The sequence below is a fragment of the Frankia sp. BMG5.60 genome, assembly GCF_059428125.1.
The window spans coordinates 6,086,686-6,110,664 of the sequence record NZ_CM182091.1; the positions used below are offsets into that span (position 1 = coordinate 6,086,686).

The window sequence follows — 23,979 nt, forward strand, 5'->3', positions numbered from 1 at the left end:
GGCTACCTCCCACGGCGATGATGCGGATGCGTCAGGTCACATGCGGCGGGGCGATTGAACCAGACATCGCACGGGCCGGCTCGGCCCGGACCAACGCCGGCTACCTGCGGTGACGATAACCGTGATCTACCGGGCCGATCCCCGCCCCAAGGGGGAAACCGGCCGCGAGCGCGCCACTGACGTATTCCTTCGCGGCCTGAACTGCCTGCGTCGGTGAGTCTCCTCGCGCCAGCCTCGAGGCGATCGCGGAGGCCAGCGTGCAGCCGGTGCCGTGGGTGTGTCGCCGGTCCATCCGACGGCTGCGCAAGAGGATCTCCGTGGAGCCGTCGGTCAGCAGATCGACCGCGTCACCGGGTAGATGACCACCCTTGATCAGCACCCAGCGCGGCCCCAGCGCGAGCATCGCCGCGGCGGCCCGGGGCAGGTCGGCCTCGTCCCGCACGGCCACACCGGTCAACAGGCGGACCTCGTCCAGGTTCGGAGTCGCGATCGTCGCGCGCGGCATGAGCTCCCGGCGGACGACATCGACCGCGTCCGGTGCGAGCAGCGGGTCGCCGTGCTTCGACACGCCCACCGGATCGACCACGACCGGTGCGGTGACGCGTTCCAGCTCCGTGGCGACCAGGGCGACGAGGGCGGCCGAGGACAGCATGCCGGTCTTCACCGCGTCGACCCCGATGTCGTCCACCACCGCCCTGATCTGGGCGCGGACCGCCTCGGGCGGTAGATCCCAGACGCCGTGGACGCCCAGCGAGTTCTGCGCCGTCACGGCGACGATGGCGCTCATCCCGTGGACGCCGAACGCGAGCATCGTCTTGAGATCAGCCTGAATCCCCGCCCCGCCGCCGGAGTCGGAGCCCGCGATGGTCAGCACCCGTGGCGGCGCCGCGGCCGGGGACGCGGCGACGGGAGCGGGTTTGATCACGAGACGCTCCGAACCCTCATGTGTCTCCTCGGGCTTCACTATCAGTAGCGAGAATCGTGGTTGCCATCACAATCGGGTACGAGGTCGGGCCGTCGCACCCCAGGATTGGGGCCGGATGAGCGTGCGAGGGGCGTCGACCGGCGCCCGTCGGTCGAGTCGAAGAAATTCCTCGGCCCCAGAGGCTCTCATCCGGCCCGTTTGCCTGTTACCTTCTGTCGGCCCGTAGTTCTGCTCGACGGGCTGTTGACGTCCGACGAGGGAGCGTCTGTGGTCCACGCGTACATCCTTATCCAGACCGAGGTCGGCAAGTCCGCGTCGGTTGCCAAGGAGATCGAGCAGATCCCTGGGGTGACCCAGGCAGAGGACGTGACCGGTCCTTACGACGTCATCGTGCGTGCCGAGGCGCCCACGGTGGACGATCTGGGCAAGATGGTCATGTCCAGGGTGCAGTCGGTCGACGGCATCACCCGCACACTGACCTGTCCGGTCGTCCACTTCTGAAGGCCGCCGGCCCGTGCCCCGGTTTGACGGCCGGCGTGCTGGCGCTTCGTCCGCCGATCGTTCGCCCGGGGATCCGGGCAGGAACACCGGCAGACCCTGACCGTTGGTCGGCAAAGGCTGCTGTTGGTGGGGGTCGAAGGCCGCCCGGCGGGCAACCCCTGCGATGGCCACAATCGGGACATGACAGCAGTGGGTCGTGACAAGCAGGGTCGACGTCTGCCCGCCGCCCGACGGGCGGGCCGGTCGGCGGCGGCAGCTCGGCGGGTGGACTCCGGGCGAGTCGACCCGAGTCGGATCGACTCGGAGAGCGCCGGTCGGCGGCCAGGGATCCGGCCTTCGGTTTTTGCGTCGCGCCGGGTGGCTGTCGGACTCACCGCCTGCGGCACCGTGGGATGCCTGCTGGTGACGGGCTGTGGTGGGCCAGGACCGGTCCGACTGACCAACGTCCCGGTGCCGGCGCCGGCCGATCGTGCGTCCTGCCGGGCCCTCATCGGGGCGTTGCCGTCCTCACTCGGCCACGGCCTCGACCGGCGCCGACTTGATCCGCCACGGGACACCGCGGCGGCCTACGGTGGGGGACCGATCGTCCTCACCTGCGGGGTCTCGGGGGTGCCGGCGAGCTACCGGCCGGACTCGATGCTGTCGGAGGTCGATGGTGTCGGGTGGTTCGCGGAGAAGCTCGGTGAGACCGTGCGGTACTCGACTCCGACCCGATCGCCCCACGTCGTTCTCACCTTGGCGGGTTCCGCATCGACCGAGGTGCAACCTTTCGACATCCTTGTCTCCGTCGGCCCGGCCGTGCGGGCGCACAGCGCTTCGACGACTCCGTGAGTCCCGTCGGCTGCTCGACGGGGTCCACCGAGGGTCGGCCGGAGGGTCACCGCAACCCGGCGCCGTCACGTAGGGCGAGCCGCACGAGCCGGTCGACCAGATCCGGATAGGTGATCCCGCTCGCCGCCCACATCCTGGGGAACATCGACGTCGGGGTGAAGCCCGGCATCGTGTTGACCTCGTTGACGACCACCTGATCGTCCGAGGTGACGAACACGTCGACGCGCGCGAGTCCGGCGCAGTCGAGTGCCTCGAACGCCGCCACCGCCACCTGCTGCACCCGGGCCAGCGCCGTCGCAGACAGCCGCGCAGGGATGTCGAAGCGCGTCTGGTCGGAGACGTACTTCGCCTCGAAGTCGTAGAAGCCGGCCGACGAGGTGACGGTGATCTCGGCCGGGACGCTGGCCTGCGCGCCGGGCTCGTCCAGCCGGCCGAGTACCCCGCATTCGATCTCACGGCCCGTGATCGCCGCCTCGACGAGAACCTTGGGGTCGTTCGCCCGGGCCGTCTTGACCGCCGTGTCCAGATCAGCCCAGGCGTCCACCCGGCTGATGCCGATACTTGATCCACCGCGGGCCGGCTTGACGAAGACCGGCAGACCGAGACGTTCCTGGTCGGCTTCGGACAGGGTCTGACCGGCCCGCAGCACGGTGTACGGGCCGATCGGCAGGCCCGCGGCCCGCAGCAGGGATTTCATGTGCTGCTTGTCCATGGCGGCCGCGCTGGCGAAGACACCTGAGCCGACGTAGGGCACCCCAGCCATCTCGAGGAGGCCCTGTACGGTCCCATCCTCCCCGAATGGGCCATGCAGGAGCGGGAAGACCACATCGATGTCCCCGAACGGGCCGCGAATCGCCTCCGCCGCATCGCGGGGGAGCAGACGTGACACGGTGGGGTCCGGGGCAAGCACGACACTCGTCCCTCGAGACGCCGTGACCGAGGGGAGTTCACCACCCGTCGGCGCGAGGGCATCCGCTCCAGGCAGGACGACCCAGCGCCCCGACGGGTCGATGCCGACCAGGACGACGTCGTAGACGTCGGGGTCGAGCGCGCGCAGCACGCCGCCGGCAGACACGCAGGAGATCGCGTGCTCCGTGCTGCGGCCACCGAACAGGAGGGCGATTCGAATCCGACGCCTGGTGCCTGCCATGCCGGGACCCTAACGGATCGGCGGCGCCGAGGTCCGCGGCCGCATCCGGTGGCGGTGACCGGCGCCGCCGCCGCCGCACGGGTCGACTGCGGCGGTCCCAGACGGGCCGATGGCCGGGTGCTGACCTGCGCCCACCTGCGCCCACCTGCGCCCGCCTGCGCCGACCGGGTCGATCGGGTCGATCGGGTCGATCGCAGGCGTTGGGGCAGAGTTGTCGTGGCGGTGGGGCATAATCGAATACATGTTCGATTCGACTCCCGAGACTGACAAGACCTCTCAGGCTGGCATGGCCCTGCCCGCCGAAGGTAAGCGCGCAAGCCGGTCCGCGACGGCGGACGCGGACCGGGCGAGCCCGCCGCCCGCGCGGGCGACCGTGTTCGGGCGGCCCGTGGATGGTCTGAGCGACGACGAGTGTCTCCATCTGGACGGCCGGATCGCCCGGGAACTAGCCAGGCTTGAGGCGTGGCGGCTGCGCGTGCGGGCCAGGTTCACCGAGCTGCGTCCGCCGCTTGCGGGTGATCGGGAGGGCGCGGAACGGGGCTTCAGCGAGTTCGCCGGGGATGAGATCGCCGCTGCGGCGCGTTCCGCACCCGCCGCCGCCGGACGCCAGCTCGAGCTGGCCGTGGCGGTAGTCAATCGGCTGCCCGAGACGCTTGCGGCGTTGGAGTCCGGCGAGATCGATCTCGACCGGGTGAGGGCGATGGCCGACGTCACGAAAAGCCTCGACGCCAGCCAGGCCCGGACGGTCGAGAACAGGGTGCTGGCGCGCGGAGCGCGGGCGAGCTGCCCCGGCTTCCGGGCCGCGGTGACCAGGTCGGTTCTCGCCGTCGACCCGGACGGTGCTGACCAGCGTCGGCGCCGGCGGGAGCGCGACCGTCATGTTCGGACCCGCGCCAAGGAGGACGGGATGGGGGAACTGTCGGCGTTGCTGCCCGTGGATCGGATGGTCGCCGTCTATCGGCGCATCAATGCGCTGGCCCGAGATTCCGGGGGACCGGACGACGGGCGCAGTATCGGTCAGCGTCGGGCCGACGTGTTGGTCGATCTGGTGATGGGCGAGCGACACGGCCCAGTCGCCACCGAGGTCTCGGTCGTGGTGTCCCTGGCAACGTTGATGGGGCTCTCGACCGCGCCCGGCGAGCTCGAAGGGTACGGTCCGATCCCGGCCGAGCTGGCCCGCGAGCTCGCCCACGGCTCACGTTCGAGCTGGCGGCGCATCGTCACCGATCCCGTCGACGGTTCCGTGCTTGACGTGGGAGACCGACGCCACCCTTCGCCGGCGATGGCCCGGTTCGTCCGCGCGCGGGACAGGACCTGCGTCTTCCCGGGATGCTCCAAGCCGGCACGAGACTGCGACCTTGATCATACGAAGGCGCGAGCCGACGGTGGGAAGACCCGGGTCGACAACACGGATCCGCTGTGCCGACATCACCATCGGTTGAAACATGCCGGGATGTGGACCCTGAGCCAGCCCGTGCCCGGCCACCACGTCTGGACAAGCCGGGCCGGGCATCAGTTCGTCAGCGAGCCCGAGCCCTACCTCGACGAACAGGTGTAGAGAGCGTCAGGCGCGCGCGACCTTACCCGCCTTGATGCAGGAGGTGCAGACGTTCAGCCGCCGACGGGTGCCACCCACGACGGCACGGACCGTCTGGATGTTCGGGTTCCAGCGACGGCGGGTGCGTCGGTGGGAGTGGGAGACCGACATACCGAAGCCCGGCCCCTTGCCGCAGACGTCGCACACCGAAGACACGAGAAACACTCCGTCGAAGTAGTAATGGTCCCGGTGCATGCCCGGGACGTCGGGCGGTCAGGACCGCGATCGTACTCATCCCGTGAGCCTGATGGCCTGGTCGGGAGAACTCGCGCAGCAGAGACCAGGTTGAGGTTACCCCAGGCGCTGTGGTCTCGGCCGCGGGGCACAAGGCGATCGAGCTCGGCGCCGTCGGCGGTTCGGGCAGTATCTGGGTGTGGTCGACCTCGACACGCCCCTGAAGTCACTCCTCGGTCCGCGGGCCGCCACCCTGTTGGCGGAGGGCCTCGAGCTGCACGTGGTCGGTGACCTTCTGGCGCACCTGCCCCGCCGGTATCACGAGCGGGGCGAACTGACGGATCTCGCAGACCTGGTCGTCGGTGACACGGTCACGGTCCAGGCGCGGGTGGAGAAGATCGAGCGCCGACCGATGCGGGGCAGCCGCCGATCCATGCTGCGGGTCACCGTGACAGACGGCACCCACGTGCTGGCTCTGACCTTCTTCAACCAGAGCTGGCGCGAACGCGACCTTCGTCCCGGGACGACAGCGCTGTTCGCCGGGAAGATCGACGAGTACCGCGGCCGCCGGCAGCTGACCAACCCCGAGGTCCAGCTGCTGGAATCGGAGGTCGAGGGCGACGTCAACGGCCCGCTGTTCGCAAACGCGCTGGTGCCGATCTATCCTGCCGCCGCCAAAGTACCGAGCTGGACCTTGGCCAGATGCGTCCGCCTGGCCTTGGACTCCCTCGGTCCTCTCGAGGACCCGTTGCCGGAGGAACTGCGTCGGCGGCATCGACTGTCCACGCTCGCCGAGGCATACCGGTTGGTGCATCAACCTTCCGACCGCGGCGAGGTTGCTGCGGGGCGCAAGCGTCTGACCTGGGACGAAGCTCTGGTGCTACAGGTAGCGCTGGCGCGCCGCCGCCGCGAGGTGGAAGCGTTGGCGACGACCGCCCGCGTCGCCAGGCCAGACGGCCTGCTGGCCGCGTTCGATGCCGCGCTGCCCTTCCCCCTCACAGCGGGCCAGCGTGAGGTGGGTGCCACCATCGCGGCGGATATCGGGCGCCCGGTGCCGATGCACCGCCTCCTGCAGGGCGAGGTCGGGTCCGGCAAGACGGTCGTGGCACTCCGGTCGATGCTCATCGTGGTCGATGCGGGCGGCCAGGCCGTCCTTCTCGCACCGACCGAGACGCTCGCAGCCCAGCATTGCCGGAGTCTGCGGGAGATGCTCGGCGACCTGGCGCGATCCGGCGAGCTTGGTGCCGACAAACAGGCGACTCGAGTGACCCTGGTCACTGGTTCGATGGGCGCCCGCGCTCGGCGGGAGGCGTTGGCGGACATCGCGGAGGGCTCTGCCGGTCTCGTCGTGGGGACGCATGCGCTGCTGCACGAAGAGGTCGTCTTCGCGGATCTCGGGCTGATCATCGTCGACGAGCAGCATCGATTCGGCGTCGAACAGCGTGACGCGCTGCGGGCGCGGGGCCGGCGCCCACCGCATCTGCTCGTCATGACAGCGACCCCGATCCCACGGACCGTGGCCATGACGGTCTTCGGGGATCTCGAGGTATCCGAGCTCACCGAGTTGCCGAGTGGCCGTTCTCCGATCGCCACGTTCGTCGTTCCTGCCGCCATCCGCTCGTGGGCCGATCGGATGTGGGGTCGGATCCGTGATGAGGTTGCGGCCGGTCGCCAGGCCTACGTTGTCTGCCCCCGAATCGGCGGGGACAGCGTGGACGACGATCCCGGTGCGCTCCCGGACGAGGCGGCGGGGCGGGCGGGGCGTCCGGCGGCGACGGTGACGGACGTGCTGCCACAGTTGGTGGACGGTGAACTCGCCGGCCTGCGGGTGGAATCGCTGCACGGCCGTCTCCCGGCAGCACAGCGGGAGGCCACGATGACCCGCTTCGCCGAGGGGCAGATCGATGTGCTGGTGGCGACCACGGTCATCGAGGTCGGGGTGAACGTGCCCAACGCGACGGTGATGGTGGTGCTCGACGCGGATCGGTTCGGCGTGTCGCAGCTGCACCAGCTGCGGGGACGAGTGGGGCGTGGCACCGCACCCGGGTGGTGCCTGTTGCACACGGCGGCGGACCAGGAAACGCCAGCCTGGGAAAGGCTGGGAGCGGTCGCTGCGACCAACGACGGTGCGGAGCTCGCCCGACTCGATCTGGCTCAGCGCCGGGAGGGGGATGTGCTCGGCGCGGCCCAGTCGGGGGGACGCCGATCCCTCAAGCTGCTGGCGCTGCTGCGGGACGAGGAGCTGATCCGGGAGGCGCGCGTCGAGGCAACCCGGTTGGTTGACGCCGATCCCGAACTGGATCAGCATCCCGCCCTGCGGCGGCTGCTTGACGCGGCGCTCGATGACGCCAGTGCGGCCTTTCTCGAGAAGGGATGACCAGCGCCTCGATGACGCGAATTATCGGTGGGACCGCAGGTGGTCGACAACTCGTCGTTCCCGCGGGTCGATCCACCCGGCCGACGTCGGATCGTGCTCGCGAGGGTCTGTTCAACACGTTGTCGACGTGTGTCGACCTGCCGGGTGCCCGGGTCGCGGATCTCTACGCGGGTTCGGGCGCGGTGGGCCTGGAGGCGTTGTCCCGCGGCGCGTCACATGCTCTGCTTGTCGACCATGATCCGCTAGCGGTCCGGGCCCTGCGGCGGAACGTGACTGCCCTGGGGCTTTCGGGCGCCGAGATCGTGCAGGCCCCGGTGTCGCGTGTGGTGCAGAACACTTCGGGGGATCCCTACGACGTGATGTTTCTCGATCCGCCATATGCGATGAGCGACGTCGAGCTCGGCGAAGTGCTGGCAAAGCTCTGTTGTGGCGCATGGCTGGCTGCGGACGGTGTCTGTGTAGTCGAAAGGTCGCACCGGTCGGGTCCGGTTGCGTGGCCGGATGGCTTGTGTGCACTGCGTGACCGGAGGTACGGAGAGGGTGTTCTCTGGTACGGTATTCGATCATGAGGAGGGCAGTCTGTCCCGGTTCATTTGATCCGATCACCAATGGCCATCTCGACATCGTCATCAGGGCGAGCAAGCTCTTCGACGAGGTCGTGGTCGCCGTTTCGATCAACAAGAACAAGGCCACCCTGTTCACCATCGATGAGCGCATGGAGCTCATCCGTGAGGCGGTGCGCAATCATCCGATGGCGCCGTCCAACGTAGTGGTGGATGCATCACACGGCCTGGTGGTCGACTTCTGCCGTGCGCGCGGTATCCAGTCGATCGTCAAAGGTCTGCGCGCGGTCAGCGACTTTGACTACGAACTTCAGATGGCGCAGATGAACAATTCGCTCGCAGGTGTGGAAACACTCTTCATGAGCACGAACCCGCAGTATGCGTTTCTGTCCTCAAGCCTGGTGAAGGAGGTCGCTCGCTACGGCGGAGATGTCTCGCACCTCGTGCCCGACGTGGTGCTCAAGCAGCTTCGCGAGCGCGCGGTCGAGTAGTCGCCATCGCAGCCGCTGGGGTGCGCCCGAGGCCGCTCGCCCTGCAGTCCGCTTCGCACCGGGGCTGGATGAGGGCCATGGGGCCGGGCGTCCCCGGCGGGTGCCGACAGCGTGCGGGCCGTGTCGTGGCCCGATCGGATACGCTGGACGCGTAGTCGTCGACTGGCTGGGGTGCGTCCGGCGGTCCTCCGGGATGCCGTGAGGGGCCATCGGAGGCCGGCTTCTCGGTTGTCAGCCGGCGCTGCAACAGCCCCAGCCCCACGTAAGGTCCGCCACCGCGGGCTTTCCCGAGCCGAACCTAGACGTGAATTCGACTGCCGCCATGACTGGATCCAACCCCCGCCGTAGGACGCCCAAGGGCCCCCTGGTGCTTGACACCCGCGAGCTCGGCCGGCGGCCGGGGTCGATGCGCCGTGTCCGGACCCAGGCGGTGCTCCCAGCCGATCTCGGGACCGAGATGATGTGGGTCCCCGCGGGGGCCGCTGCCACGTTGGATCTCCGGCTGGAGTCGGTGATCGAGGGGGTGCTGGTCAGCGGCACGGTCGTGGCCCCACTGAGGGGCGAGTGCGGCCGCTGTCTCGACGAGGTGTCCGACGTCGGTACCGTCGAGATCCGGGAGCTTTTCTACTACGCTGACCGAGCTGCGGACGTGGCGGATGACGACGACGCCCGGGTCCTCGTAGACGATCACGCCGACCTCGAGCCCGTGGTCCGGGACGCGCTGGTACTGGATCTACCGCTGTCGCCCACCTGCCGGCCGGACTGCGCGGGACTGTGTGTGGACTGCGGGGCACGGCTCGACGAGGTCGGGTCGAATCACTCCCACGACCGCCTCGACGCGCGGTGGGCTGCGTTGTCCGCTTTGGCGGACGGCGGCGCTCCGACGGGAACTGATCAGGGTCGGTCCGACCCTGACGAGAGCAAGGAGAAGGAATAGTGGCCGTCCCGAAGCGGCGCACCTCGCGCAGCAACACCCGGTCTCGCCGTTCGCAGTGGAAGGCCAAGGTGCCGACCCTTGCGAAGTGCTCCCGGGGGCACGTGATCCGGCCGCACACCGTGTGCACGACGTGCGGCCGGTACAACGATCGTCAGGTGCTTGACGTCTGACCCGGTGTGACCCGCATCGCCGTTGATCTGCTGGGGGAGGGGCTCCCTGTCGGGCCCCTCCTTGAGGCGTTGCCCACCGCGTTGGACGCGGACCCGCGCCTGGTGCTGATCCTGGTTTCGCCCGCCGAAGGTGTGCGTGAGGAGCTTGCACGGCTGGGCATCTCGGCTGGCGAAAGAGTGCTGCTGAGATCCGCTACCCGCACGGTGGCGGGGGGACCCGCCGCCCTTCGCGAAGTCCGCTCGCGCAGGGACGCGGGCGTCCGGGTGGCCGCTCGGTTGGCACGTGAGGGCGACGCCGATGCGATGGTCTCGGTAGCGCCCGTCGAATCGGTCGTCGCTGCTGCCCAGTTCACCCACGGTCTGCTTCCCGGTGCCACGCGAGCGGTACTAGCTACGATCATCGGTCGGCAGGACGCGGGCATCGTGTTGTGCGACGCCGGATCGACCGTCGGGGTCACGGCCGACGAACTTGCCCAGTCCGCGCTGCTGGGCAACGCATACGCGGCCTTGCGGTTCGCGGTGGACACACCCCGGATCGGGCTGTTGGCACCCCGGGAGGCATTGTCGGATCCGCTGCGGCGCCTCGCCGACGAGCTGCTTAGGTCGCTCGAGCTGAACTATGTCGGCCCGTGCACGGTGGAAAGTATTCTCGCCCGATCTGAGCCGGCCGGTCAGGATCGGGCGGCCGTTGGCTGGTCTTCAGCAGCAGGCTCAGACCGGCGGCTGGAGGTCGCGGTGACTGACGGTTACACCGGTGATGTCGTGCTGTCGACCATTCGAGGTGTATCGAGCTGGGAACGTCGAAATACTGCCGGCGGCACGGACGCCGGCCTGGATCCGGCATGGGGAACATTGGAAGATCCTGATGTGCGAGGGGGAACGATCGTGCTGGGGATCGACGGTGTCGCGGTCCATGCGGAGCACACCCAAGGAGGATCCGTGGATGCCGGGGCCGGCGGGCTGCTCGCGGCGCTGAGGGTGGCGTCCTTGGCCGTACGCGGGGATCTCGTCCCGCGCACACGGGCTGCGATGGCGACCCTGGTGGCGCGGCGGCGGGCGCTGGCTGGGTTGGCCGGATGACGCGCCATCTTCCGCCTCCCCCGCCACGGGACGGCCTGATCGAGGTCCTCGAGGCTGCCATCGATCCGGAGCTGCTGGACCGGGCGCTCACGCATCGTTCGTACGCCTACGAGAAGGGCGGCCTTCCAACCAACGAGCGGTTGGAGTTTCTGGGTGACGCCGTGCTCGGTCTCGTCGTGACCGCCGCACTCTTCCTCCGTCACCCTGATCTTCCCGAGGGGCAGCTGGCCAAGCAGCGGGCCTCGGTGGTGAACATGCGGGCGCTTGCCGACGTGGCCCGTGGCATCGGTCCGAACGGCCTGGGGCCCTACCTGCTGCTCGGCCGAGGGGAGGAGACGACCGGAGGCCGCGACAAGGCGAGCATTCTGGCCGACACTCTCGAGGCCATCATCGGGGCGGTCTATCTTTCGGCTGGCCTCGACGCGGCCTCCATCTTCGTGCATCGCCTGTTCGATCCGTTGTTGGACGAGGCGGCGGGTCGTGGCGCCGGGCTGGACTGGAAGACATCGTTGCAGGAGCAGACGGCTCTGCTCGCTCTTGGACCGCCTGAATATGTGGTCGAGGAGGCCGGTCCCGACCACGCCAAGAGATTCACCGCGCACGCACGCATCGCCGGCGAGCCGCTGGGCGAGGGCGAGGGCGGCAGCAAGAAGGAAGCAGAGCAGCGGGCCGCGGCAGCGGCCTTCGCGGTGCTGGAGAGTCGAGCGGCCGCGGCGGAGCAGCAGGACGGGGACGGCGGTCCGATCGGTCCCGCCGTGCTCGGTGATGCTTCCGTGGCAGGTCAACTGGACCCGGGGCACGTTTCGGGTCGCTGAGGGCCGCGACCACCGACTGCCATGTGCTGACGTCCTACTTCTCACGGATGGCTCGGGCCGGTTCCGCCCCTGATCCACCCCCGACAGTCGGAGATCATGCCAGAGCTACCAGAGGTGGAGGTCGTACGCCGCGGGCTGCAGCGCGGCGTCGTCGGCCGGGTCATCGCCTCGGTTGCGGTGTGTCACCCGCGTGCGGTCCGCCGTCATGCGGTCGGCGCGGGTGAATTCTCCGCCCTGCTCGTCGGGCGGCGGGTGACGGCCGCGAGACGTCGCGGCAAGTACCTCTGGCTCGCCCTGAGGACGGACCCCGCGGCCGCGATCCCGGCCGGGGCGCCCGCGCTGGCGGTCGATCCGGAGACGGAAAGTGCGCCGGTGGGTCTGCCCGCGCCGGAGTCGTCCCCGTCCTCCGCCCCCGACGACGCCCTGATCGCGCATCTCGGCATGAGCGGTCAACTACTCGTGGTGCCGCCGGCGACTCCGGATCAGAAGCACCTGCGAATCCGCTTCACCTTCCTCGACGGAGGCCGGGAACTGCGCTTCGTCGACCAGCGAACCTTCGGCGGCCTGGCGGTCGACGTCGGTGGTGGGGAGCTGCCCGGGCCGGTCGCTCATATCGCCCGGGACCTTCTTGATCCCGACTTCGACGAGGACCTCGTCGTCCGACGGCTGCGTGACCGCCGTACCGGCGTCAAGCGGGCGCTGCTCGACCAGACGCTGGTCAGCGGCGTCGGCAACATCTACGCGGACGAGGCGCTGTGGGCGGCCAGGCTGCACTACGCCCGTCCGACGGAGACATTGTCCCGTCCCGAGATCCGTCGGCTGCTGGACTGCGTCCGCACGGTCATGATTGCGGCCCTCGACGCGGGCGGGACATCCTTCGACAGGTTGTATGTCTCGACCGAGGGCGTCAGCGGACTGTTCGAGCGGTCACTGGAGGTCTACGGTCGCGCAGGTCTGCCCTGCGGCCGGTGTGGGGACACGATCCGCCGGGACGCCTTCATGAACAGATCCAGCTTCACCTGCCCCACCTGTCAGCGCCCACCCCGCCAGCCCAGATGGTAGGATTCGATCATACGTTCGAAGACGGTGACCTCCTCGCGGGGTGATCCCGAACGTAGCAGCGCGAGGGCGGTGAGAGCCCACTCCCGTGCTGGACCACACTGTCGCCTCATCCGGGGCCGAGCCGGGGATGCTTCCGGCTCGGTGAGGCACCACCGACGGCGTCGGGTCGTGCTTCGGCCGCCCGAGGCAGAGGGACGGAGATGCCATGAATCCGGATGCGCTGCTCGGCCGGGTGCGGAAACTCCTGGCCATGGCGGAGGCCGAGGGGCTCACTGAGGCCGCCAGGGAGACGTACAACGTCAAGGCGGCTGAGCTCATCGCGCAGTATGGGATCGACCGCGCGCTCATCGAGGAGGCCGCGCCGAGCCGGGTCGCCGCCGCAGACCTTGTGGTTGCGGTCGACTCGCCCTATGCCCGAGACAAGGTCTCGCTGTTGGCGAGCATCGCAGCCCCGCTGGGATGCCGGCTCGTGCATCGCACGGTTCGCCGTGACCACGGGACGGAGCATTCCGCGCACCTTTTCGGCATGGATGCGGACATCCGCCGCGTGCAGTTGCTGTTCACCTCGCTGCTTGTGCAGCAGGCACACGGATTGGCCGTCACGCGCCCGCCGCGGCATGAGGACCCGAGAGCGTTTCGCCGGTCATGGATGGCCGGGTTCGCCCTGGCCGTCGCGCAGCGGTTGGCCCGCACGGAGCGGACGGCCCGCGAGCGGGCCCAGGCTCAGCAGCGGGCGGAGGAGGACGACGGCTTGGGGAGTCACCCCTCGGTCGCGGTGGTCCTGGCGGACCGGAGCCAGCGGGTGGACGCGCATCTCGCCGCCGTCTATCCGCGCCTGCGGACACCGCGGGTGCGTCAGCTTTCCGGTAGCGGCGGTCGGGCGGGTTACCTGGCCGGCGAGCGAGCCGACCTCGGGCTCGGCAACCGGGTGTCCGGTCGGGTCTCGCCAGCGATCGGCTCGCGTGGATAGATGACGGATCTTCCTGGCTAGAGCTTGCCGCCTGGAAGATTGGGAACTGCGGTCTGCGTGGGGCCGGAGGTCCGTGGCGGAGCGTAACCGGGACCGATGATCTTATCTGCACCGTCGACCGGTTCCGGCGTCACATGACGATCACCGTCGATGCTTGCGTGCGGGACGGGTAGCGCTCCGCCGTCCTGGGAGAAGTTCTGCCCGCAACCGCTGATCAGCAGCGCCGAACCGAGGGCTCCGCAGACGAGTACCACGGCGGTGGACCTGCGGCGGGAACGCGGCCCCAGCGGCCGCACCCGTTGGGGGTCCACCGGCCGTCGTGTCTCGCTCGATCGGCCTGCCATGTCTGAGAAAGATGAGGTGTCCACGATGGGCTGTACCCTACCGTGCTGATGAGCGAGGTACCCATGAAGCAGGCGGCGCCTGGCCCGACCGTGGTCCGCTTCACGGCGCGTGTCGTCGGCCGTGTTCAGGGCGTCGGTTTTCGTGACTACGTGCGCACTCGTGGCCGCCGGCTCGGCCTGGTGGGAACGGCCACCAATATGCCCGATGGCGCCGTCGTGGTGATTGCAGAGGGCGCAGCGCCTGCATGCCAGAACCTCGCCCGCCTGCTCGTGACGGGTCACACTCCCGGTTGGACGGATCGGGTCGAGGTGGTGTGGCAGAGAGCACAGGGCGATCTGGCCGACTTTCGCCGGAAGTGACTGCTTGTGGACACTGCGCTGACCCAACTGTCGTCAGGATGACGTCCAAGTTTTTGCGTGTTCACCGGATCAGTCGGGGGGCATGTGGCATGCTCTTGACTTTCGGTCACTCGGCGTGGGACTCTAGAGCCATTGTTTGGGGCGCACTCTGATCTGTTCGGATCTTGTGTTGTCCGACACCCACTAGGTCACTCATCGTGGAGGACCATCACTATGGCGAAGGCCCTTTTCGGCCACGTCGGTTCCGGCAGCGACCTGCGTCTCTCCTATGAGGTACGCCGGCTCCGTGCTCGAGTTGCGGAGCTTGAGGCTGAACTGACTCGAGTACGCGAGGTCAACGAGGCACTGGTCGGAGGTGTCGACGTACCGGAGGATGTCCGGGCACTCGACGCCGAGCCGGCGTACAGCTGAACCGCAAGGTCGGCTATCGGGGCGTTTCTGTGAGGAACGCCCCTTCGTATTGACTACGCCCAGCTTCAAGCGATTTTTGGGCCTCAGTGTGTGTGCGATTGGTTACATACTGTAATTGAGGTGTCGCTTGGTCGGGGGCGGTCGTCGCAGCGTCAGGGTCATCGTTCGGGGGTGGACTCCTAGCGTGGCCCTGAAGTGCTGCGATGTTCCGTCCCCGTTGAGGGGCTGGGAAGCAGTGTCGGTCTTGCCGGAATCCTGGTGAGACAGGTTATTTCTCCGACTCCGCAGGCTCTATTCGGAGTGTGACTGCGGAGTGTAGCTAAACGATCGCTTTGCGTCGCTCGATAGGATGGGTCTATCCCACCGTCGGCTGATCCCGGCCATCCGTCACCAGTCCGGCGAGCCCTCCTCACCGCTCCGGAGACCGGTGCACCTCAAGAGCCTGACCCTGCGGGGCTTCAAGTCCTTTGCGAGCTCGACCTCCTTGCATCTCGAGCCCGGAATTACCTGTGTGGTAGGCCCGAATGGGTCCGGTAAGAGCAATGTGGTCGATGCCATCGCCTGGGTGCTCGGGGAGCAGGGCGCCAAGGCCCTGCGCGGCGGCACCATGTCGGACGTCATCTTTGCGGGCACACCATCGCGCCCGGCGCTTGGCCGGGCCGAGGTGCTGCTCACAATCGACAACTCCGACGGTGCGTTGCCGATTGAGTACACCGAGGTGACCGTCGGCCGTCTCATGTTTCGCAGCGGGGAGAGCGAATACACGATCAACGGCACGGGATGCCGGCTCCTCGACATCCAGGAGCTCATGAGCGACTCGGGGATCGGCCGCGAGTTGCATGTGATCGTGGGCCAGGGCCAGCTCGACGCCGTGCTGCACGCGCGCCCCGAAGATCGCCGCGCGTTCATCGAGGAGGCCGCCGGCGTTCTCAAGCACCGCAAGCGCAAGGAGAAGGCGCTGCGCAAGCTTGAGGCGATGTCGGCGAACCTCACCCGGCTCAGCGACCTCTCCGCGGAGCTACGTCGGCAGCTAGGTCCCCTCGGCCGGCAGGCGGAGCTCGCGCGAAAGGCCGGAGTCATCCAGGCCTCGCTCAGGGACGCCCGGCTTCGGCTGCTTGCGGACGATCTCCACTCTGCACGGACCGCGATCGCTTCGGACGTCGTGGACGAGGAGGCGCTGCGGCGACGCCTCACCGACTCGGAGACGGCGCAACGCGCCACGGCGCAGCGTGAGGAACAGCTCCAGGGGGAGCTTGCCGTTGTCGTCCCTCGCGCGGCCGCGGCGCAGGAGACCTGGTACGCGATGGCCTCCCTGCGGGAGCGGTTGCTGGGAACCCGCTCACTGGCGACCGAGCGAGCTCGGCTGCTGCGGATCGGATCCGATGACCTACGAGGTCGCCGTGATCCAGAGGAGCTCGAGCAGGAGGCGATCGCGGTCCGCGAGCAGGAGATCGCGCTCACTGAGCGGTTGGAACGCGATCGCGAGCTGCTCGAGGAAGTGGTCATCAGGCGGGCGGACCTCGAGGCAGCGCTGGCACGCGAGGAGCGCGAGCTGATCGCCGCGGCTCGCGCCGCGTCCTCCCGGCGCGAGGAGATCGCTCGGCTCGCCGGCCAGGTCGAGGCCGCGCGGTCGAGGGCGACCGGCGCGGAGGAGGAGATCGCGCGGACGACGGAGGCGCTGACGGCCGCACGGGAGCGCGATGCGGAGGCGTCCCAGTCCAGGACCGCGCTGGAGACGGAACTCAGCCAGATGGAGGACGCTCGGGAGGAACTCGCCGAACGGCACGGCACCGCGGTGGCGGTGCACGCCAGCGCGACCGACCGCCTGGAGACGCTGCGGACACAGGAGCGTGCGGCCGAGCGGGACCGGGCGTCCTGGGCGGCGCGCCGTGATGCTCTCCAGCTTTCGCTCGCGCCAGCCGACGGCGTGGCGGCTCTGCTCGAGGCCGTCGCGCGGGTACGGATCTCCCAGGGCGAGCCGCCGGGCAACGCGGGCGGCCCGCGGGACGGTGCCGAGCGGGCTGACGATGGCACGTCGTCGGGCGGTGGGTCGCCGGCGAGGTCCTCCGTCGGGAAGAGGGGCGGTCCCGGCGGCCGTCGGCACCGATCAGGTGCGGTCAAGGACTCCGACCCGGCCGACAGGCACCGGTCCGAACTCCCGCCCCTGGACCCCTCTTTTGCGCCCCTGGGCCGGCTGTCCGACGTTGTGACCGTGCGGCCGGGAGCCGAGGTAGCGGTGGCTGCGGCGCTGGGGCCGGCCGCCGACGCGCTGCTGGTCGCCGGGCCGACCGAGGTACTGACGGCGTTCGCCTGGTTGCGGCGGGCTGATGCCGGCCGAGCTGCCATGGTGATCGCGGGGACCATGGGGGACGGGAGCGGGACCGCAGACGATGCCGAAGGCGCCGGCGGATGGCAGCGCACCGACCGGGGCCGCGGCGAGGCGGACGAGCCGGTCGCCGACGTGGTGGGCCGGCTCCCCGAAGGCTGCGTCCCCGTCCTGGCGCTGGTGGACATCGTCGACGACCGTTTCCGTTTCGCGCTGGTGTCGCTGCTCGAACGCACCATCGTCGTCGACGACCTGGCCGACGCCGAGCTCGCCGTTCGGTCTCGGCCTGATCTGCGGACTGTCACGAGGTCCGGCGACGTCCTCGGTCCTGCGGCGTCGATCGGGGGCAGCGCACATCCGCCCTCGGCGATCGAGCTGCGCGCGGCGGCCGACGAGGCGCAGGCCGGAGTGGTGGAGGCGGCCCGACGGGCCGAGACGGCCCATGAGTCCTTCGAGCCGGCCAGGGCCGAGGTGGCGCGGACCCGTTCGGCCATCGACGCGGCGCTGGCCGCTCTGCACGGGGCCGACGCCCGGTATCGGGCGCTGTCCGAGCAGGTCGCACAGCTCGAGCGGGCAAAGGGCGGTGCGGGCTCGGAGGTGGCCCGGCTCGAGGCCGTTCGCGGCCGCGCGGAGACAGCCAGGGACCGGGCCTACGGCGCGCTGACCGAGCTGGAGACCGCCCTCGCCGCGACCTCGGCGCAGCCGGAGATCGACGAGCCGACGCCGGCCGAGCGGGACCGGCTGGTCACCGCTACCTCGGCCGTGCGCGCCGCCGAGGTGGAGGCCCGGCTGGCCGTGCGGACCAGCGAGGAACGGGTGCGCGGCCTGCAGGGTCGAGCGGACGGGCTGATCCGGTCCGCGGCGAGCGAACGAGCGGCCCGGGCCGCCGCCGCCCGCCGCCGCGAGGTACGCGAACGTCAGGCCGCGGTCGCGTCGGCGCTCGGCGACGCCACCCAGGTGACCCTGGATCGGCTGGACCGTTCGTTGACTCGTGCCGCGGCCGAGCGTGCGGAGGCCGAAGCCCTGCGCCGCGCGACCGAGTCGGACCTGACCGCCGTACGCGAGCAGACGCGGGCACTGGCCACCGAGGTCGCGGCGTTGCGGGATGCGGCGCACCGCGACGAACTGGCCCGCGCGGAGAAGCGGCTGCGGGCGGAGACGCTCGAGACCAAGGCGATGGAGGAGTTCGGTATCGGCGCCGAGGATCTGGTGGCCGAGTTCGGGCCGCACGTGCCGGTCCCGCCCGACGACCCGGACGGTACGCCGGCGCCGTTCGACCGAGCCGAGCAGACCGCCAGGGCCGCCGCCGCGGAGAAGCAGCTCGCCCGCCTCGGCCGGATCAACCCGCTCGCGCTGGAGGAGTTCGCTGCCCTGCAGGAGAGGGCGGCGTTCCTGTCGGCGCAGCTCGACGACATCAAGAGCACCCGGCGGGACCTGCTGCTCGTGGTCGAGGAGGTCGACGTCCGGGTGCGCGAGGTGTTCGCCGCGGCCTTCGCCGACACCGCCCGGGAGTTCGAGGTGGTCTTCGCCACCCTCTTCCCCGGTGGGGAGGGCCGGCTGGTGCTCACCGACCCCGACGACATGCTGACCACCGGGATCGAGGTCGAGGCACGCCCGCCGGGCAAGAAGGTCAAGCGGCTGTCACTGCTGTCCGGTGGGGAGCGATCGCTGACCGCGCTCGCGCTTCTGCTGGCGATCTTCCGGGCCCGTCCGTCACCGTTCTACGTCCTCGACGAGGTCGAGGCGGCGCTGGACGATCGCAACCTCGGCCGGTTGCTGGACGCCATCGAGGGACTGCGGCAGAAGTCCCAACTGATCATCATTACCCACCAGAAGCGGACTATGGAGATCGCCGACGCCCTGTACGGCGTGGCGATGCGTGGTGACGGAGTCACGACCGTGATCAGCCAGCGGTTGCGGGAACGCGCGGCTGTCTGACCCGGCCCGGGTGGGTGCCGGGGGTGGGTGAGCACCCCGGGCCGCGCCGGCCATCTGTCAGGATCGGGGTGTGGAGCTCCTCATCCTGATCGTCGTCATCGCCGTCGTCGTGCTGGCCACCATGGGACTCGTGGTGGGCAGCGCCGTGCGGCGGCGCCCCCGCCGGGCCGTCCGAAGGGGCGGCCGGTCTGACACCGATCTGGCTCCCGGCGTCGGTAACGACGCCGAGGTGCCTCGCGATTCGGCGACCCGGACGATCGATGACGTCGGCCTGCCCGCCGCGCCCGAGACCGCGCCGCCTCGAGCGGACGCCGCCGGCCTGCCGACGACCAGGGACGCCGTGACCGCGGGCCCGGCGGACACGAACCTCGCGCCCTCGGTTCCGCCGCAGCAGCGCCCGGCCGAGATGCCGGCCCCGGCGGCCGGCCGGTTGGTGCGCCTGCGCCTGCGCCTGTCCCGCTCGCAGAATGCACTCGGCCGCGGTCTGCTGTCCCTGCTGTCGGGCGACAACCTCGACGAGGAGACGTGGGAGGACGTGGAGGCGACCCTGCTCGTCGCCGACGTCGGCGTGGCGGCCACCGGTGAGCTGGTGGCGGCGCTGCGTGAGCGGACCAAGGTGCTCGGCGCCAGTACCCCGGTGCAGGCGCGGGCGATGCTGCGCGACGAGCTGCTCGCCCAGGTCGGCACTGCGACCGATCGTTCGCTGCGGACGTCGGTGCCGGATCGTCCGGCCGTCGTCCTCGTCGTCGGGGTCAACGGCACCGGAAAGACCACGACCTGCGGCAAGGTCGCGCGGCTGCTGGTGGCCGAGGGTCGGACGGTGGTGCTTGGCGCGGCCGACACCTTCCGGGCGGCGGCTGCGGATCAGCTGCAGACCTGGGGCGAGCGGGTCGGCGCCGTGACCGTCCGCGGGGCCGAGGGCGGTGATCCGGCCTCGGTCGCCTTCGACGCGGTGAAGCAGGGCATCGATTCGGCCGCCGACACCGTGCTGATCGACACCGCCGGCCGCCTGCACACGAAGACCGGCCTGATGGACGAGCTGGCGAAGATCAAGCGGGTGATCGGCAAGCACGGTCCCGTCGACGAGGTCCTGCTGGTGCTGGACGCCACCACCGGGCAGAACGCGCTGGTCCAGGCCCGGGTGTTCACCGAGGCGGTGGAGTTGTCCGGCGTCGTGCTGACGAAGCTCGACGGCACGGCGAAGGGCGGGATCGTCATCGCTGTGCAGCGCGAGCTCGGCGTGCCGGTCAAGCTGATCGGGCTGGGCGAGGGGCCGGACGACCTTGCTCCCTTCGAGCCCGAGGCCTTCGTCGACGCCCTGCTCGGCGAGCCGGTCTGACGGACCGAACGCCCATCGGCTCCTGCGTGCGTGAAGACCACGGAGTGTCACACGTCGAGGTCTTCCCGTCGCTGCAAATGTGATCTAGGCTTCATCGCTGAGCGGAGCCGGGAGGCTCCTCGGTAAGCCGCGACCAACGTCCTCGGCGAGTTTCCGGCTGGGGGGTGAGCGTCCGGCGAGGCGTCTCGCCGTCCTCAGCGCAGAGGGCGGATCCGGCCGGTACGAGACCAGGTCGGCGTCCGTGCGGGTATGCCTCGCCGGGCCGCGCATAGTTGCGGGGTGACCGGCAGCGCCGGGCGGTGCACCGGCGCGCCTGTCCGCCCAGCCGGACTCGAGCCCGCGTAGGGCGAGTGGCCGTCCACCGCTGGCTGATCGGGCGCGGGGTGTTCGGACGCGGGGTGTGTTGTCCTCGTCGTCGGGTGCGTACGCTGGTGCCTGCGGTCCGCCTGCGATCTCGGAGTGTGTGCGCGTGTTCGACACCCTTTCCAGCCGCCTCGACAAGGTCTTCACGTCGCTGCGTGGTCGGGGGCGCCTGACCGATGCGGACATCGACGCCACGGCACGGGAGATCCGGGTTGCGCTGCTGGAGGCGGACGTCGCGCTTCCCGTGGTCCGCAGTTTCGTCGCGGCGATCAAGAGCCGGGCGCGGGGCGCCGAGGTCGGCGCCTCGCTGAATCCGGCCCAGCAGGTCATCAAGATCGTCAACGAGGAGCTCGTCGCCATCCTCGGCGGCGGCACGACGACTCTGCGGTTCGCCAAGACGCCGCCTACCGTGATCCTCCTTGCCGGCCTGCAGGGCACGGGCAAGACCACCCTCGCGGGCAAGCTGGGGCGATGGCTGAAGGCACAGGGGCACACCCCGCTGCTGGTCGCGGCCGACCTGCAGCGCCCCAATGCGGTCAACCAGCTCCAGGTGGTCGGGGCGCGCGCCGGCGTCGAGGTCTTCGCCCCGGAACCCGGCAACGGGGTCGGGGATCCGGTCCGAGTGGCTCGCGACGCCCTCGCCCACGCCCGCCGCCAGGTCTTCGACGTCGTCGTCGTCGACACGGCCGGCCGGCTCGGCGTCGACGAGGAGTTGATGCGTCAGGCCGCGGATATCCGTGACGCCGTCTCGCCGGACGAGATTCTCTTCGTCCTCGACGCCATGATCGGCCAGGACGCCGTCGCCACGGCCAACGCCTTTGCCGACGGGGTCGGGTTCAGTGGCGTCGTTCTGACCAAGCTCGACGGTGATGCCCGCGGCGGCGCGGCGCTGTCGGTCGCCCAGGTGACCGGGCGTCCGATCATGTTCGCCTCCACCGGCGAGGCCCTCGACGACTTCGACGTCTTCCATCCGGAGCGGATGGCGTCGCGGATCCTCGGGATGGGCGACGTCCTCACCCTGATCGAGCAGGCTGAGAAGGCGTTCGAGGCCGAGCAGGCCGAGGCGATGGCCGCGAAGATGGCGGCCTCGGAGTTCACGCTCGAGGACTTCCTGGACCAGATGCTCACGGTCCGCAAGATGGGTCCGATCGGCAACCTGCTCGGCATGCTGCCCGGCATGGGGCAGATGAAGGAGCAGCTCGCCCAGGTCGATGACCGCGACGTCGACCGGGTGGTCGCCATCATCCGGTCGATGACGCCGGGCGAGCGGCGCGACCCCAGGATCCTTCAGGCCTCTCGTAAGGCGCGCGTGGCCCGCGGGTCCGGTGTCACGGTTACCGAGGTCAACCAGCTACTCGACCGCTTCGCCGAGGCCCGCAAGGTGATGCGGCAGATGGCGGGTGGGATGGGGCTGCCCGGCGGGATGGCCCGGGCGAAGGCCGCCTCCGCCCGCAAGGCCGCCAAGAAGGGGAAGGGCGCAAACCGCAAGGGAAACCCGGCGGCTCGCGCGGCGCAGGCCAAGGCGCAGAAGTCCGCGGCGCAGGAGCGCCTCGGCAAGGGTCCTGGCTTCCCGGACGGCATGCCGGATCTGGCGGCCCTCATGCGCCAGCAGGAGGGCCTTGGCGGAATGCCGCCCGGAGGTCCGCGCGGCGGTCGCTGACAGCCGTGGTCCAGCCCGGCGAGTCCGCGCTCTCCCGGGTGCACGGCTGACGGCCGCGGTCTGGCAGACTGTAAGCTCTAGTGCAGGCCCTGCCTGCCAGCGTCGGTGTGGCTGCCCTCCGATCTCGTGCCTTACGAGAGTGATTCGAGTGGTTGTTCCGGCGCTGGTGCTTTCCCACCGTCGGACCTCCCGTACATCCGGGGTCCGGCGGTCACCGACACGTCTGGAGCCGTTCGACCACCGTGGCAACCAAGATTAAATTGCAGCGTCTCGGCAAGATGCGCGAGCCGCATTACCGCATCGTCGTGGCCGACGCCCGCACCAAGCGGGACGGCCGGGTCATCGAGGCCATCGGGCAGTACCACCCGAAGTCCGACCCGAGCATCATCAAGGTCGACGCCGAGCGGGTTGGGCACTGGCTGTCGGTCGGGGCTCAGCCCACCGAGCCGGTCCTCGCGATCCTCAAGGTCACCGGTGACTGGCAGAAGTTCAAGAACCTGCCGGCCCCGCCGCCCATGAAGGTCGCCGAGCCGAAGCCCGACAAGCGGGAGGTTTTCCAGGCGGCGGCGCGGGCCGCCGCGGGCGCCGAGGACCGTCCGGCGACCACCCCGAAGAAGGCCAAGAAGGCCGCGCCTGCGGATGGTGCGGACGCGCCGGCCGCGGACGCGCCGACCGCCGCGGGGCAGTAGGTGCTGGAAGCGGCCCTCGAGCATCTCGTGCGGGGCATCGTCGATCATCCTGACGATGTCCGCGTGGATCTCAACAACGGTCGGCGCGGCCGGACCCTGGAAGTGCGGGTGCATCCCGACGACCTCGGGAAGGTCATCGGTCGGCGGGGCCGCACAGCCCGTGCTCTGCGCACGGTCATGGGTGGCGTTGGCGGCCGTGGACTGCGGATCGACGTCGTCGATGTGGACCGCTGACACTCGTCGGCCTGGCGATGCCACCGGTCCACCCGACGCCCACCTCCGTGACTGAGTCGATCGTCGTCGGCCGGATCGGCCGACCACATGGTGTTCGAGGCGACGTCACGATCGAGGTGCGGACGGATGTGCCGCAGCGTCGGTTTGCGCTGGGTGCGGTGCTCGGGCGTGAGGGCGGCGGTGCCCCCCTCACGGTCGCCGCGGCCCGCTGGCATTCGGGCCGTCTCCTGCTCCACTTCGAGGGAGTCGAGGATCGTGGCGCCGCGGAGTCCCTGCGCGACGTTCTGCTGACCATCGACCCCGCCGAGGCCGGACCACCTGTGGACGATGACGAGGATGCCGAGGGCGAAGCCGGCGACACGTGGTGGGACCGTGACCTCGTCGGCCTGGAAGCGGTCACGACGGCCGGTGCCACGCTGGGGCGGGTGACGGACGTCATCCATACACCGGCGGGTGACCTGCTCGCCGTCGGGCGTCCGGGCGGGGGCGAGCATCTCGTTCCGTTCGTGCGGGAGATCGTCCCGACGGTGGATCCGGCTGTGGGTCGGATCGTCGTCGATCCACCGCCTGGTCTGCTTGATCTAGACTGACTCCGCTCCGGCCCGGTCGGATGATCCGCCATTGCGGGCGACCCCCGGTTCGGGGCCGGCCCCGATGCTCCGGGGAGCTGCC

At 69.9% G+C, this 23,979-nt stretch carries 23 protein-coding genes; 20 read left to right on the plus strand and 3 right to left on the minus strand.

All coding sequences use genetic code 11. From position 1 onward, the window contains the following. Positions 1–100: 100 nt before the first annotated feature. A complete protein-coding gene (gene thiD / locus AC5R91_RS24920; RefSeq protein WP_495393721.1) occupies positions 101–925 on the minus strand; it encodes a bifunctional hydroxymethylpyrimidine kinase/phosphomethylpyrimidine kinase in 825 nt (274 codons plus the stop codon). A 267-nt stretch (positions 926–1,192) separates the two neighbouring features. Between thiD and AC5R91_RS24925 the strand changes: the two genes are divergently transcribed. Beyond that, positions 1,193–1,426, plus strand: coding sequence for an Lrp/AsnC family transcriptional regulator (locus tag AC5R91_RS24925; protein ID WP_009742309.1), 234 nt, complete (start codon positions 1,193–1,195; stop codon positions 1,424–1,426). A gap of 357 nt (positions 1,427–1,783) precedes the next feature. Continuing rightward, a complete protein-coding gene (locus tag AC5R91_RS24930; RefSeq protein ID WP_495393722.1) occupies positions 1,784–2,257 on the plus strand; it encodes a DUF3515 domain-containing protein in 474 nt (157 codons plus the stop codon). Positions 2,258–2,303: 46 nt separating this feature from the next. Here the strand turns inward: AC5R91_RS24930 and AC5R91_RS24935 are convergent, their stop codons facing one another. Continuing rightward, positions 2,304–3,407, minus strand: coding sequence for a D-alanine--D-alanine ligase family protein (locus tag AC5R91_RS24935; protein WP_495393723.1), 1,104 nt, complete (start codon positions 3,405–3,407; stop codon positions 2,304–2,306). Between the two features lie 241 nt (positions 3,408–3,648). Between AC5R91_RS24935 and AC5R91_RS24940 the strand changes: the two genes are divergently transcribed. Beyond that, positions 3,649–4,965 carry an HNH endonuclease signature motif containing protein gene (locus AC5R91_RS24940; protein WP_495393724.1) on the plus strand — a complete coding sequence of 439 codons (1,317 nt, stop codon included), beginning with the start codon at positions 3,649–3,651 and terminating at the stop codon, positions 4,963–4,965. A 6-nt stretch (positions 4,966–4,971) separates the two neighbouring features. Here the strand turns inward: AC5R91_RS24940 and rpmB are convergent, their stop codons facing one another. Beyond that, entirely contained in the window at positions 4,972–5,160 is a 189-nt protein-coding gene (gene rpmB / locus AC5R91_RS24945; protein ID WP_055409184.1) for a 50S ribosomal protein L28, read from the minus strand. Positions 5,161–5,377: 217 nt separating this feature from the next. Between rpmB and recG the strand changes: the two genes are divergently transcribed. The 17 genes from recG (at position 5,378) to rimM (ending at position 23,897) form a co-directional block, all read left to right on the plus strand. Further along, positions 5,378–7,555, plus strand: coding sequence for an ATP-dependent DNA helicase RecG (recG, locus tag AC5R91_RS24950; protein WP_495393725.1), 2,178 nt, complete (start codon positions 5,378–5,380; stop codon positions 7,553–7,555). Between the two features lie 11 nt (positions 7,556–7,566). Beyond that, positions 7,567–8,124 (plus strand): 16S rRNA (guanine(966)-N(2))-methyltransferase RsmD, encoded by a 558-nt coding sequence (rsmD, locus tag AC5R91_RS24955; protein WP_495398056.1) that lies wholly within the window; start codon positions 7,567–7,569, stop codon positions 8,122–8,124. Beyond that, positions 8,121–8,609, plus strand: coding sequence for a pantetheine-phosphate adenylyltransferase (gene coaD / locus AC5R91_RS24960; RefSeq protein WP_011606879.1), 489 nt, complete (start codon positions 8,121–8,123; stop codon positions 8,607–8,609). The genes rsmD and coaD overlap by 4 nt, the downstream gene beginning before the upstream one ends. 322 nt (positions 8,610–8,931) lie before the next feature. Beyond that, positions 8,932–9,546, plus strand: a complete 615-nt coding sequence (locus tag AC5R91_RS24965) for a YceD family protein (RefSeq protein ID WP_495393726.1) — start codon at positions 8,932–8,934, stop codon at positions 9,544–9,546. Beyond that, complete coding sequence (gene rpmF, locus AC5R91_RS24970) at positions 9,546–9,716, plus strand: 50S ribosomal protein L32 (protein WP_009742317.1); 171 nt, start codon at positions 9,546–9,548, stop codon at positions 9,714–9,716. Before AC5R91_RS24965 ends, rpmF begins: the two co-directional genes overlap by 1 nt. Positions 9,717–9,722: 6 nt before the next feature. After that, on the plus strand, positions 9,723–10,796 hold the full coding sequence (locus AC5R91_RS24975; protein ID WP_495393727.1) for a phosphate starvation-inducible protein PhoH: 1,074 nt from the start codon (positions 9,723–9,725) through the stop codon (positions 10,794–10,796). Beyond that, positions 10,793–11,611 carry a ribonuclease III gene (gene rnc, locus AC5R91_RS24980; protein WP_495393728.1) on the plus strand — a complete coding sequence of 273 codons (819 nt, stop codon included), beginning with the start codon at positions 10,793–10,795 and terminating at the stop codon, positions 11,609–11,611. Before AC5R91_RS24975 ends, rnc begins: the two co-directional genes overlap by 4 nt. Before the next feature lie 96 nt (positions 11,612–11,707). Beyond that, positions 11,708–12,673, plus strand: a complete 966-nt coding sequence (gene mutM / locus AC5R91_RS24985) for a bifunctional DNA-formamidopyrimidine glycosylase/DNA-(apurinic or apyrimidinic site) lyase (protein WP_495393729.1) — start codon at positions 11,708–11,710, stop codon at positions 12,671–12,673. Positions 12,674–12,878: 205 nt separating this feature from the next. After that, positions 12,879–13,643, plus strand: a complete 765-nt coding sequence (locus tag AC5R91_RS24990; protein WP_495393730.1) for a DUF2786 domain-containing protein — start codon at positions 12,879–12,881, stop codon at positions 13,641–13,643. A 407-nt stretch (positions 13,644–14,050) separates the two neighbouring features. Further along, a complete protein-coding gene (locus AC5R91_RS24995; protein WP_495393732.1) occupies positions 14,051–14,347 on the plus strand; it encodes an acylphosphatase in 297 nt (98 codons plus the stop codon). A gap of 213 nt (positions 14,348–14,560) precedes the next feature. Continuing rightward, positions 14,561–14,758 carry a hypothetical protein gene (locus AC5R91_RS25000; RefSeq protein ID WP_011606869.1) on the plus strand — a complete coding sequence of 66 codons (198 nt, stop codon included), beginning with the start codon at positions 14,561–14,563 and terminating at the stop codon, positions 14,756–14,758. A gap of 427 nt (positions 14,759–15,185) precedes the next feature. Then, the gene (locus AC5R91_RS25005; protein ID WP_495393734.1) at positions 15,186–19,022 is read left to right on the plus strand and encodes an AAA family ATPase; all 3,837 of its coding nucleotides are present in this window, start codon (positions 15,186–15,188) and stop codon (positions 19,020–19,022) included. Positions 19,023–19,092: 70 nt separating this feature from the next. Continuing rightward, positions 19,093–20,361: a signal recognition particle-docking protein FtsY gene (ftsY, locus tag AC5R91_RS25010; RefSeq protein WP_495393735.1), complete on the plus strand. Its 1,269-nt coding sequence runs from the start codon at positions 19,093–19,095 to the stop codon at positions 20,359–20,361. A gap of 469 nt (positions 20,362–20,830) precedes the next feature. After that, positions 20,831–22,384: a signal recognition particle protein gene (ffh, locus tag AC5R91_RS25015; RefSeq protein WP_044886248.1), complete on the plus strand. Its 1,554-nt coding sequence runs from the start codon at positions 20,831–20,833 to the stop codon at positions 22,382–22,384. 242 nt (positions 22,385–22,626) lie between these two features. Beyond that, complete coding sequence (gene rpsP / locus AC5R91_RS25020) at positions 22,627–23,073, plus strand: 30S ribosomal protein S16 (RefSeq protein WP_495393736.1); 447 nt, start codon at positions 22,627–22,629, stop codon at positions 23,071–23,073. Beyond that, entirely contained in the window at positions 23,074–23,307 is a 234-nt protein-coding gene (locus tag AC5R91_RS25025) for an RNA-binding protein (protein ID WP_009742328.1), read from the plus strand. It begins immediately after the preceding gene. Between the two features lie 47 nt (positions 23,308–23,354). Then, positions 23,355–23,897: a ribosome maturation factor RimM gene (rimM, locus tag AC5R91_RS25030; RefSeq protein ID WP_495393738.1), complete on the plus strand. Its 543-nt coding sequence runs from the start codon at positions 23,355–23,357 to the stop codon at positions 23,895–23,897. Positions 23,898–23,979: the final 82 nt, after the last annotated feature.